Source organism: Luteibacter sp. P4_E6 (genome assembly GCF_056401535.1).
This window is the reverse complement of the sequence record NZ_JBFUJE010000102.1, coordinates 1-11,038: the sequence shown is the minus strand read 5'-3', so window position 1 is coordinate 11,038 and position 11,038 is coordinate 1. Positions and strand designations below refer to the sequence as shown.

Genomic DNA, 11,038 nt, shown 5'->3' with positions numbered 1-11,038 from the left:
ATGCCGTTCCACAGGATGCGCATGCGCTCGGACTCGAGCTTCAGCGGACCGTGCTCGATCACCGTCTCGCTGGAGGCCGGGGCCTTCAGCGATTCGATACGGCGGAACAGCGCCGCGATGCGCGCCGCGAGCTGGTGCAGGCTGGTGTCCTTGGACAGGTAGTCGTCGGCGCCCAGGCGCAGGCCCGAGATGACGTCGAAATCCGAATCGCGCGCGGTGAGGAAGATGATCGGCAGTGTGGCCGACTTCGCGCGGAGCTCGCGGCAAAGGTCGAAGCCGCCTTCCGGCTCGTCGCCCAGGCCGATGTCGATGATGACCAGTTCCGGCAGGCGCATGGCGAAGGCCATGGAAGCCTCCCCGCGTGAGCCGTAGCCGCGGGCCTCGTAGCCGAAGCGGTTGAGCGCCTCGACGTAGTTGGCGCGGATGAGGGGTTCGTCTTCGACGATGGCGATGCTGCGGGCCATGGGCATTCCGTTGAGGTGAATTTGCCAGCGCAGGTTCCTATGCGCACGCCCCGTCCGCAAGGCCCCGGCAGCGATTGCCCGCGTCTTGCCCCTTCTCGCACCCCTGCCCGGCCCGGGCGCCTACACGTTTTGTTTGCCCGGGATTTGCCACAAACGGCCTGCGGATTGCCCGAATGCGGACGCTCCGCCTACCGACCCGGCGCCGAGGATAGGAACCATGAAAACCAAACCCGACGCTGACAACACCGAACTGGAACGCGACTTCGAGCCGCTCCGCGTGGCCCTGGCCATTGGCGCCCTCGTATTGGGCGTCCTGTTCGGCATGCACTGAGACGGGAGAATCCTATGGATCTTTTCGACGACTTCGTGGAACCGGCCATGGAAGGCCTTGGCGCGGCTGGTGCGCACGGAAGTGCGCCAGCCGCTGGGGTGGCGGAGCCTGATCCTGAGTGGCTGCCGATTTAGCGATTCCGCACGCCCCGGTTAATCCGGGGCTTTTGGCGTTTCGGCGACGACCTGGCCGATCGGCACGAGGTTGACGGGTGTGACTTCGCCGACGGTGACGGTACCGGCCATGCCACGGAAGAACTCCTCGCCCGCCTTGTTCAGCGTCCGGTTGACGGCGAAGCCCGTCTGACCGGAGACGCGTGAGGTTTCGCCATTGTTGAACTCGCCAAACCCCGGACCATTGGGCGGCGTGATGCCGTCGATGAAGACCGAGCCGCCGAACATCGAAGCGGCCTCGATGTTGCGCATTTCATTGGTATACCGGCGGCGCGCGCGCTGCCCAGCCACGGCGTCGCTGTAATCCTCTTTCAGCTGCAACCAGTATTCATTGGCCTGTGCGCGCTCGGCTGGCGTGGCCTGCGCATAGGCCTTGATGAAGGAACCTTCGAAACGCGGGTCGTGGCGCTCGTCGGCCAGTGCCAGCCACGCGATGCCGAGCGGCCGGTTCGACGGGCCTTCGTCACCGTTGAAGTACATCAGGCCGAGGGCGTACTGCGCCGGTTTGCTCGCCCAATGCGCGGCGTCGCGCAGGCGTTCGCGCGACAAGCTGTTATGCCCGTGGCTGAGGTCGCGCGCGGCGGCGCAGAAGTAATAGTCCCCGGGCAGCAAGCGCTCCAGGCCCTGGGCACAGCCCTGGATGGTCTTGCGGATCTGCGCCTTCGCATCGGACGCCGAGGTGGCGGCATCCGATGCCGAAGCGACACCGGTGACGGCACAGAGAAGGGCAAGTGCGGCGACATGAAAATGCTTCATGGGGTTCTCTCCTTGATCAATCGTCGGTCTTGCGTGCCACGACCTGGCTGACGGGCACGAGCTCGGCTTCGCCTACAAACACGTGGCTATCGTAACCATAGAAGTACATGGCTTTCTGGGACTGAAGCAGCCGCGCGACACTGAAGCCGCTCAGCAGGGGTTCGTTGTCCGCCGTCGGCGTGGAGACCGTGGGCATGAATACGCCATCGATGAAGACACTGCCGCCGAAATTCGCGGCCCATTCGATCTCGTGGTATGCGCGGTCGAACTGCTTTCCGGCGCGCGGCGCCGCGACGGCATCGGCGTACACAGGCTTGAGCTCCTTCCAATACGCGTCGGCCTGCGCGAGTTCTTCGGGCGTGGCCTGGCGGTAGGCGGAGATGAAGGTGGGCTCGTACGCGGGGTCGTGTCGCTCGGCGGCGATCGCGAGCCACGCCAGGCCGAGTGGCCGATTCTTGTCGGCGTGGTCGCCGTTGAAGTACATGACGCCAAGCGCGTACTGGGCCGGCTTGCTCGCCCAGCGGGCGGCGTCTTTCAGGTTTTCGCGCGCCCGGCCCATATGGCCGCTCCAGAAGTCGTTGGCGGCTGCGCAGAAATAATATTCACCCGGAAAGAAGCGCTCCAGGCCACCCGGACAGGGCTGCAACGAGTCGGCGACTTTGGCCTGCTGGTCAGGCAAGGGGACCGGGCGATCGGCGGCCTGGGCGGCCGTCGATGCGATAAACATTGCGGCGGCAAGGCTCAGTACGGACAACGCTTTCATAAGCACATCCTCGACTGTGACCCACCCCGAGCCTTGATTACAGTACCACCCAGTTTGCTTTTTATTCGTGAAATCTTATTTATGGCCGGCCGAGCCGGCGGACTTACTTGCCGTCGATGGCGGCGTGCATGCGGCGGATCACGTCGGCGTAATCGGGCGCATTGAAGATGGCCGAGCCGGCCACGAAGGTGTCGGCACCGGCCGCCGCGATCGCGCCGATGTTGTCGGGGGTGACGCCGCCGTCCACTTCGAGACGGATCTTGCGGCCGCTGGCGTCGATACGCTCACGCACCTGGCGGATCTTCTCCAGCGCAGAGGGGATGAACTTCTGCCCGCCGAAGCCCGGGTTCACCGACATGATCAGCACCATGTCGATCTTGTCCATGACGAAGTCCAGCCACGACAGCGGCGTGGCCGGGTTGAACACCAGGCCAGCCTCGCAGCCTTCGCCCTGGATCAGCTGGATGGTGCGATCCACGTGCTCGCTGGCTTCCGGATGAAAGCTGATGCTGCGTGCGCCAGCCTTGGCGAAGTCCGGCACGATGCGGTCCACCGGCTTGACCATGAGGTGCACGTCGATGTGCTCGGTAATGCCGTAGTCACGCAGCGCCTTCAGCACCATCGGTCCGATGGTGAGGTTGGGCACGTAGTGGTTGTCCATCACGTCGAAATGCACCCACTGCGCGCCGGCGTCGAGCACCTTGCGCGTGTCCTCGCCCAGGCGGGCGAAGTCGGCCGAGAGGATGGACGGGGCGATGACAGGGGATTGCTTGGACATAATCGATACCGTAATTGAATGGTAGGAGCCGATTCATCGGCGATCCCGCGCCAGCGGGCCAGGTACCGAAGAACATGGGGCCTGGCCAAGCGTGATCCAGTGGGGCGGGTATTTCTAGTGTGTGTGCGCTTTGGGCGAGCACCCTATCGCCGATGAATCGGCTCCTACATTGCCTTATTTGAAGCCGCGCTCGGCTTTGATCCGCTCATACGCCGCATTGATCTCGCTCGCCCGCGACTCCGCACGACGGCGCATATCTTCCGGCAGATCGCCAAGGCGGTCCGGGTGGTGCTCCGAAATCAGCTTGCGGTAGGCGCGCTTGATGCCGCGGTCGTCGGTGTCGCGCTGGATGCCGAGCACCGCGTAAGGGTCCGGCCCTTGCGCGCTGCGCTGCGGCGGCACATAGCCACCACCGGTGCGACCCTGGCTACCGCCGTACGAGCGGCCGCCGGCGTTGGCGTTCCAGGCATAACCCTTCATCGCCATGAGGGCCATCAGCTCCATGTCGCTCACGCGCAGGGCGAAGGCGAGCTGGCGCAGGATGGCCATCTTCTCGGGCGACGGGTTGCCCTCGGCGAGCACCGTCTCGATCACCACGTCGATCACCGGGAACGCGTGGTCGCGACGGTGGCCGACCCACTGACGAAGCTCGTCGATCACCTCGGCGGCGTTGAACTCCGGCTGCTTGCCTTCGTTGAAGGCGCCCACCGCGATCGTGCGCTGGTCCTGGTCCAGGCCCATGCGTGCCATGAGGCGTTCGGCGATGGCGATCTCGGCTTCGGAGATGCGTCCATCGGCCTTGGCCACCGCGCCGATCAGCGCGAACAGCGGCGAGATGTAGCCGCCCTGTGCGGGGGCGCGCCGTCGCTGGTTCTGCTGGCGACTGGCGTCGAACATGAAGCCGAGGGCGCCGCCGATGAGGGCACCGAGCAGGTTGTGGGTCAACCAGATGCCCGCGACGATGCCGATGAAGGTACCGGTAAAATTCATGGAGCCGCTCTGGAAGGGGTTTGCGCGGAGAACCACTGGGCCAGCTGGTCCAGTTCCGCATCGGTGAGGGGGCCGGTGGCTGCGCGCATCACGGGGATGTCGCGGCGGCCATCGCGGTACTGGCGAAGCGCTTCGCGAAGATAATCGAGTTTCTGCCCGGCCAGGTTGGGTGCGCCGGGAATGCGTGCCATGCCGTCTTCACCGTGGCACGCCGCGCACAGTCCCAGGCGCGCCGGCTTCGTGGGCGGCGTGGCAAGGACAGGGGCGGATAAGGCCAGGGCAAGCGCCGCGGTCGTCAGGATTCGCATGGCAGGGCAATGGGGGCAGTAACCCTAAATTCTAGCAGGCCAACGCCTACGGCCTTTCCATCCTGCTCGGTAGGAGCCGATTCATCGGCGATCCCGCGGCAGCGGGCCAGGTTGTCGCCAGCACCCCATCGCCGATGAATCGGCTCCTACCGAGCAGGGGGCCGGTACAATGGCGAACTTCGCAATGTACCTACCGGAGTCCTCGCCGTGCCCACCACCCTCTCGCAATCCGACCTGCCCGGCCTGGACCTCATCCATCGCGGCAAGGTCCGCGACGTCTATGCCTTGCCGGGCAACCGCCTGCTCATGGTGGCGACGGACCGGCTCTCGGCGTTCGACGTGGTGTTACCCGATCCGATTCCGGGCAAGGGCGAGATGCTCACGCAGATCTCCAATTTCTGGTTCGGCAAGACCGCCCACATCATTCCGAATCATCTCACCGGCGAAGACGTCGCCTCGGTGCTGCCGGCCGGCGTGGATGCCGCGCTGTACGCGAAGCGCGCCGTGATCACCAAGCGCCTGAAACCCGTCCCGGTCGAAGCCATCGCCCGCGGCTACATCATCGGCTCGGGTTGGAAGTCGTATCAGGCCACCGGTGACATCTGCGGCATCAAGCTGCCCGAAGGCCTGCAGATGGCCGCGAAGCTCCCGGAGCCGATCTTCACCCCGTCGACCAAGGCCGCCGTGGGCGACCACGATGAGAACGTCAGCTTCGAGGCTGTCGTCGCCCTGGTCGGCGAGGACATGGCGAACGCCGTGCGTAAGGCCACGCTTGAGATCTACGCCTGGGCCGCGGCCTATGCCGCCGAGCGCGGCGTGATCATCGCCGATACGAAATTCGAGTTCGGCACCGACGAGAACGGCGTGCTGCACATCATGGACGAGATGCTCACCCCGGATTCCTCGCGCTTCTGGCCGGCCGACGACTACCAGGTCGGCATCAGCCCGCCGAGCTACGATAAGCAGTTCGTCCGCGATTACCTCGAGCAGATCGGCTGGAACAAGACGCCGCCCGCGCCGAAGGTGCCGGCGGATGTCATCGACGGCACTGCGGACAAGTACGCCGAGGCGCTGGACAAGCTCGCGGGCATCCGACTGGACTAAGCTCTGGCTGGAAGGTTCTTACAGGGGTACGACCATGCGCGACGCAGCCACCTGGTTCGACAACTACGCAGCCGATCATCAGAACCCGACGAATCGGCTGATTCACTGGATCTGCGTACCGGCCATCACCTGGACGGTGGTCGCACTGATCTGGTTGATCCCGGTGCCCGGCTGGCTCGGTCGTCCGGGCCTGTGGGCTGTGCTGGCCATGTTCCTGGCCTTCTGCTTCTACTACTACCGGCTGTCGCGCAAGATCGGATTGGCCATGGCCGGCGCCTTCCTCTCGCTGGCGCTGGTTACCGATTCGCTCTACCGCACCATCGGCAGCAGCGGTCTGCTCTGGCTGGCCATCGGCATCTTCGTGGTGGCCTGGATCGGCCAGTTCATCGGGCACAAGATCGAAGGCAAGCGTCCCTCGTTCCTGACCGACCTCCAGTACCTTCTCATCGGGCCGGCATGGCTGATGAGCAAGGCACTCGGCCGCTTCGGCCCGGCGTACTGATGGAAGCCATGTGACCCAGCCTCTCCTGACCTTCCTCTCCGCCGCTATCTGGTGGGTGATCTACTCCAGCGCCGCCGCCGTCATCCCTGCCCTTATCGTCTGGGGAGCCCTACGCTTCCTCGAGAAGACGCCGGTGGTGTTCAACCGTGCCTACATGGCCAGCCTGATCTGGGCGCTCATCGCGGTGCTTACCGGCGGTCTGGCGATCGCTGCGCAGCACGGCCAGGCGCCGGGGCAGTCGATCTTCGTCCTGCCCTGGATGCGCGCCTCGCTGGTGCTGGACATGCTGATCGGCGCCTTCCTCATCTGGCGGCTGGTGCCGCGGATCGATGCCCGCCGGGTCAAGCCGACCAGCGCCTGCATGGCCGTCGCGCTGGTCATGGTCGTGGCGATGGTGCTCGGAACGACGATTCGTCGTTGACGGTCGTCGGTCGATAGGGAACTCCTATCGATTCGATGCGAACCATCAGTTGGACTCGGGGCTCGCCATCCCCATAATGAGAGTCATTCTTATTGGAGAGTCCGGCCGTGGCCAGGAAAATCAAATACGCGGCGACGCACTTCAGCATCGCCTTTTCGATGAGTTACGCGGTGAACCAGAACGTGGCCCTCAGCGCCATCGTCGGCCTCGCCGAGCCGTTGGCCTTCGCCTTCGGCCGTGAAGTGGCCCGCGAGACGCGCAACGGCTTGCAGCTAGCGCCCGCCGCCTGAGCGCGCGTTCGCGTCGGTGACGGCGCGCGTGAAACCCTCGAACGGGATGTCGGTGATGCCGACCAGGCCGATATGGCTGTTCTCCCCGTCGAGGATGCGACCGGTGACCGGCTGGTCGACGTACTGAAACCAATGGGTGCCGACGATCACGCCCGATGCGACCGCGGCATCCACGAAGCGCGCGTAAGCCTTACCCCGCTCGTCCTCGCTGCCTACCGCGGCGACGCCATTGCCGAAGGGCCCGCGATCGGCCGAGCCGAAATGGAACTCGGTGATCATCACCGGCTTGTCGAACTTGCGGAACTCGGCCACGTCGAAGCCGTGCTCGGGCAGATCGGTATAGGTGTTGATGCTGGTCACGTCGGCGTACGTGGCGCTCGCCTCTTCGGTCTCCGGCGTGCGCACGGCAAGCCGGCCGCCAAGGAAGAGATGATGCGGATCGGCCTTGTTCAGCGTCTGCGCGACGGTGCGGAAATACTGTCCCGCATAGAGTTTCAGGAAGGCGATGTAGTCCACCGCGACGGCGGGATGCGCTTCGCTCGGGTCGGGTGCCTTGAAGCCTTTCGCGGCCACCTGGTCCCACGATGACGCTTCGACGCCCCACGCCTTGGCAAACGCTGCGGCCTCACCATGCGTCTTCTTCAGGTAGGCGAGAAACGCCTGCTTCGCCGGACTCTCCGGCCCCTGCGCGAGGCTGCCGACGGCGAGCGCCCAGCGGCCTTGCGGTCCCTGCCCTGCCCACGCCAGTTCGTTGTCGGCAAAGTAGCCGAGCAGCCAGGGATCGTCGCGCACGCCCTTGCTCGCCGCCGCGACGGCGACTTCGGTCGCCTTGATGAAGCGCGGGTCGAAGGGATCCGGCATGCGGCCCCAGTAGTCGTAGCCCGTGCTCACCGTGTTGAAGTCGCCGTGGATGAGGATCGGCACGGTGTAGGCGATCCGGTGGTCGCCAGCAAAGCCCGGATCACTCCAGTTGCCGAGCGTGTTGAAGCGCCAGGCCTTCAGGCGATCGACCGTGCGTTTGCGCCACGGGGCTTCGGGGTTATCGCCCAGCGTACGCGCGACGTTGTTTGCGTAGACGTCCCACCAGCGGCCGTGGTTCATGCCGTTGTCGCGCTGCGAGCCGGCATCGCTGCGACTGTCCGATGTGCCGCCGAACTTACCGTTGGCCGCGGCGGGGTCGGCGAACATGAACTCGCGGCCCTGCACGTAGGTACGGCCGTCCGTCATGTTCACGGCGTTCACGCCGAGCGAGAAGAAGGCGTGGCCTTCCGGCGTGACCAGCCACCAGCGATTGCCCTGTTTCTGCGTGTGGAACCATCCGGTTTTTTGCAAGGCGGGCAGATCGGTGCGGCCGCCGTACTGATCGAGGCCCTTGACAGGGGCCGCGGCCGGCAACGCGTTCGCGCGCTGCTTGAGCGCTTCGGTGTTGGCCACCTTCTCTGGCCATGCGCTGCGCGTGTACTGGCCAAGGCCATCGACGAGGACGGCATACGCCTGGCGAAGATCGACATCGTCGGCCACGGTGTCCAGCTTGCCGAACAGCAGCGTCTGCGCCGCGCCCGGCTGTGGCATCGACAGCGTCACCGAGGTGATCGCGCCGGCATCGACCTGGCCTTCGACCGCCGTGGCGACGAGCCACTTTTCCCTGCCTTCGTCGAACGGCATCGGCGGCCCGACCTGCATGCCGAAGGCGCGTGGCGACGTCGGCTTCAGCGAGACCGACAGTGTCTGCGGCGGCCCCGGAGGCACGCCGACCGTGGTCATGATGTGCTTGTCGTTCGAGGCGATGTCGACGATGAGCGTGACCGGCCAGGGCATGCCGTTCTGCACGCGAAGACGCATGGCGCCGTCGGCGGGCCACGCCCAACTCCCTTGCTTCGGCGCGATCACCAGCGAGGGCGAAGGGGAGGGCTGGAAGGTCACCGCGACCAGCTCACTGCCATCGGCTGCTTTACAGATGGTGGGATCCAGCGAGGCACCCTTCGGCGTCATACGCACGGCATCCGGATGAGCCAGATCCACCGTCGCGGCCTGCGCCGACACCGTGGCACCGATAAGCAAAAACGAAAGAAAGGTTCGCATCCCCCGATGCTGCCACGTTGTGGAAGCCAATTCATCGGCGATGCCCCCGCCCGGTAGGAGCCGATTCATCGGCGAGCTCTATTCCACCGGCAAGCGCTACATCACCAGCAAGCCCTAAACCGCCCGCCTCTTCCGCCACATGTAATAAACCGGCACACCAATCGCAATAATCACCAGGCTCATCCCCGCATCACCCGGCTGCGTAATCGCCGAGGCAGCAATCACGCACAACACCGTCACCGTAAAAATCAACGGCAACACCGGATACCCCGGCACCAGATACGGCGATGGCTCCGACTTCAATTTCTTGCGATACCAGAAGATGGTCGCGATGCCGAACGCATGCGATAGCCACTCGCCCACGGTCGTGTAATTGAGCAGTGCGTTGAAGCTGCCAGAAACCAGCAGGACGATCGCCCAGCCACCCAGCGCGACGAGCGCAAACTGTGGCGCGCCCGTACGCGGCTCGATACGCGCGATCGGCTTGAAGAACATCCCGTCCGCGCTCATCACCTGCAGCACGCGCGCACCACCGGCAATGGCGATGCTGCAGTAACCGAAGGTGGAGCATGCGATACCGACGGCGATGATCGTCGCGCCGGATTCGCCAAAGACGCGACGCATGAGGTCGGCTGCCGGTGCGGTGCTCGCGGCCAGACCGGCATGACCGAGGCCGGTCATGTAAGCGATGTTCACCAGCACGTAGCAGACCACGACGCTAAGCATGCCCAGACCCAGCGCACGCGGCAGCGTACGTTGCGGATCACGCACTTCACCCGCGAGGTCGTTGAGGTAATGGAAGCCGCCATAGGCGAACAAGGCCGGAAGGATCGCACCGATCACCGTGCTCACGGGCACGTCGTGCGTCGGATCGGCGGCGAAGGCGGCACCGAGATGACCCTTCGCAAGGAAGAGGCCGACCACGATCAGCAGGGCCACGGCGCCGAGCTTGAGCACGGTGAAGATGTTCTGCACCAGGGCACCGGCGCGAATGCCGAACAGGTTCACCGCGACGATGAAGCTGATCGCACCCACGGCCAGTGGCTTGACCCACTCATGCGGCAGGCCCATGGCGCGGCACGCATAGTCGGCGAACGTGGTCGCCACCGCGGCCACGCTGCCCGGGTAGTTGATCAGCGCCATGGTCCAGCCGAACAGGAAGGCCGGCAACTGACCGAAGGCCTCGCGCAGATACACATACGTGCCACCCGCCTGCGGCCGCCGCGCACCGAGTTCGGCGTAACAGAGCACCCCGGCCAGGGTAAGCAGGCCACCCAACGTCCAGAAGAGGATGACTTCCCCGCCCGAACTGGTGAGCTGCGCGACGGTGGCCGGCGTACGGAAAATACCCGCACCGATGACACCGCCGATGACGATCATCGCGGCATCCCAGATACCCAGGCGACGGAGGTAGTGAGCAGGCTGAGGGGCAGACATCCCCGGACGATGCCATAAGGCTGAGAATTTGTCCCGAGGCAGGACGCAGATCCGTACAGGGCACCGCGCCCCCGCTCGGTAGGAGCCGATTCATCGGCGAACCCCTAACCGTGTCGCACAACCCATCGCCGATAAATCGGCTCCTACCAAGCAGGGGCCGATGCGTCAGCGAGGCGGCATTAAAGCCAAGCAGCATTCCAATACGGATACTCCCCAACGCTCTCAGCAAGCCCCGCACGCAACGGGTTGGCCACCAGATACCTCGCCGCAGCCTTAACATCGTCATCCGACCGCAACGCCGCATCATGAAACGTCCRTTGCCAGACCGGCGACTTCCGCCCCGTCTTCCGCTTGATGTTGCTCGAAACCATCGCCTTGAACCGGGCGATCGTCCGGGAAAGATCACCCTCATGCAGTTCAATCAACCCATGCCAGTGATCAGGCATGACCACCCACGCAAGACACGTGGCATTCGGCCATGTCTTCGGGCTATGACACACACGGGAAGCGATACGTGCGTTGCGCACATCGCGAAAGACAGGCGCCCGATTCCAGCACACCGAGGTAATCAGATAGATGCGGCCGGGTTCCGACACACGGGCCAGGCGAAGCCGATGGGATTGCAGCAGGGGGGAATGC

At 64.8% G+C, this 11,038-nt stretch carries 13 protein-coding genes; 4 read left to right on the top strand and 9 right to left on the bottom strand.

Annotated features, from left to right (window positions below; translation table 11 throughout):
* The 6 genes from AC1DT2_RS08755 to AC1DT2_RS08730 all read right to left on the bottom strand — a co-directional run.
* Window positions 1-464 (bottom strand): response regulator transcription factor (locus AC1DT2_RS08755; RefSeq protein ID WP_477295883.1); only part of this gene is annotated, 464 nt, incomplete at its 3' end.
* A 483-nt stretch (window positions 465-947) separates the two neighbouring features.
* Complete coding sequence (locus AC1DT2_RS08750) at window positions 948-1,724, bottom strand: hypothetical protein (RefSeq protein ID WP_477295882.1); 777 nt, start codon at window positions 1,722-1,724, stop codon at window positions 948-950.
* Window positions 1,725-1,740: 16 nt separating this feature from the next.
* A complete protein-coding gene (locus AC1DT2_RS08745; protein ID WP_477295881.1) occupies window positions 1,741-2,487 on the bottom strand; it encodes a hypothetical protein in 747 nt (248 codons plus the stop codon).
* 103 nt (window positions 2,488-2,590) lie between these two features.
* Window positions 2,591-3,265 carry a ribulose-phosphate 3-epimerase gene (gene rpe, locus AC1DT2_RS08740; RefSeq protein WP_477295880.1) on the bottom strand — a complete coding sequence of 225 codons (675 nt, stop codon included), beginning with the start codon at window positions 3,263-3,265 and terminating at the stop codon, window positions 2,591-2,593.
* A 174-nt stretch (window positions 3,266-3,439) separates the two neighbouring features.
* The gene (djlA, locus tag AC1DT2_RS08735; protein ID WP_063573952.1) at window positions 3,440-4,255 is read right to left on the bottom strand and encodes a co-chaperone DjlA; all 816 of its coding nucleotides are present in this window, start codon (window positions 4,253-4,255) and stop codon (window positions 3,440-3,442) included.
* A complete protein-coding gene (locus AC1DT2_RS08730) occupies window positions 4,252-4,563 on the bottom strand; it encodes a c-type cytochrome (RefSeq protein WP_213949436.1) in 312 nt (103 codons plus the stop codon). Before AC1DT2_RS08730 ends, djlA begins: the two co-directional genes overlap by 4 nt.
* A 207-nt stretch (window positions 4,564-4,770) precedes the next feature.
* Here AC1DT2_RS08730 and AC1DT2_RS08725 point away from each other — a divergent pair, with 207 nt between their 5' ends.
* The 4 genes from AC1DT2_RS08725 (at window position 4,771) to AC1DT2_RS08710 (ending at window position 6,880) form a co-directional block, all read left to right on the top strand.
* Window positions 4,771-5,667, top strand: a complete 897-nt coding sequence (locus AC1DT2_RS08725; RefSeq protein WP_477295879.1) for a phosphoribosylaminoimidazolesuccinocarboxamide synthase — start codon at window positions 4,771-4,773, stop codon at window positions 5,665-5,667.
* A 34-nt stretch (window positions 5,668-5,701) separates the two neighbouring features.
* Window positions 5,702-6,169 (top strand): Mpo1 family 2-hydroxy fatty acid dioxygenase, encoded by a 468-nt coding sequence (locus AC1DT2_RS08720; protein ID WP_477295878.1) that lies wholly within the window; start codon window positions 5,702-5,704, stop codon window positions 6,167-6,169.
* Between the two features lie 10 nt (window positions 6,170-6,179).
* Entirely contained in the window at window positions 6,180-6,590 is a 411-nt protein-coding gene (locus AC1DT2_RS08715; protein ID WP_063573898.1) for a hypothetical protein, read from the top strand.
* Window positions 6,591-6,697: 107 nt separating this feature from the next.
* Window positions 6,698-6,880 (top strand): DUF2061 domain-containing protein, encoded by a 183-nt coding sequence (locus AC1DT2_RS08710; RefSeq protein WP_213949432.1) that lies wholly within the window; start codon window positions 6,698-6,700, stop codon window positions 6,878-6,880.
* Here the strand turns inward: AC1DT2_RS08710 and AC1DT2_RS08705 are convergent.
* From AC1DT2_RS08705 to AC1DT2_RS08695, 3 genes are all read right to left on the bottom strand, one after another.
* Window positions 6,863-8,962: a beta-agarase gene (locus tag AC1DT2_RS08705; protein WP_477295877.1), complete on the bottom strand. Its 2,100-nt coding sequence runs from the start codon at window positions 8,960-8,962 to the stop codon at window positions 6,863-6,865. The two genes, AC1DT2_RS08710 and AC1DT2_RS08705, sit on opposite strands and share 18 nt — an antisense overlap.
* Before the next feature lie 114 nt (window positions 8,963-9,076).
* Window positions 9,077-10,399 (bottom strand): APC family permease, encoded by a 1,323-nt coding sequence (locus tag AC1DT2_RS08700; RefSeq protein WP_213949430.1) that lies wholly within the window; start codon window positions 10,397-10,399, stop codon window positions 9,077-9,079.
* Window positions 10,400-10,578: 179 nt separating this feature from the next.
* Window positions 10,579-11,038: REP-associated tyrosine transposase (locus AC1DT2_RS08695; RefSeq protein ID WP_477295876.1), on the bottom strand; the 460-nt coding region annotated here is incomplete at its 5' end.

Coding starts and splice junctions, on each gene's coding strand:
- AC1DT2_RS08730 (WP_213949436.1), bottom strand. CDS start 4,563: ATGCGAATCCTGACGACCGCGGCGCTTGCCCTGGCCTTATCCGCCCCT.
- AC1DT2_RS08750 (WP_477295882.1), bottom strand. CDS start 1,724: ATGAAGCATTTTCATGTCGCCGCACTTGCCCTTCTCTGTGCCGTCACC.
- AC1DT2_RS08720 (WP_477295878.1), top strand. CDS start 5,702: ATGCGCGACGCAGCCACCTGGTTCGACAACTACGCAGCCGATCATCAG.
- AC1DT2_RS08745 (WP_477295881.1), bottom strand. CDS start 2,487: ATGAAAGCGTTGTCCGTACTGAGCCTTGCCGCCGCAATGTTTATCGCA.
- AC1DT2_RS08700 (WP_213949430.1), bottom strand. CDS start 10,399: ATGTCTGCCCCTCAGCCTGCTCACTACCTCCGTCGCCTGGGTATCTGG.
- rpe (WP_477295880.1), bottom strand. CDS start 3,265: ATGTCCAAGCAATCCCCTGTCATCGCCCCGTCCATCCTCTCGGCCGAC.
- AC1DT2_RS08705 (WP_477295877.1), bottom strand. CDS start 8,962: ATGCGAACCTTTCTTTCGTTTTTGCTTATCGGTGCCACGGTGTCGGCG.
- djlA (WP_063573952.1), bottom strand. CDS start 4,255: ATGAATTTTACCGGTACCTTCATCGGCATCGTCGCGGGCATCTGGTTG.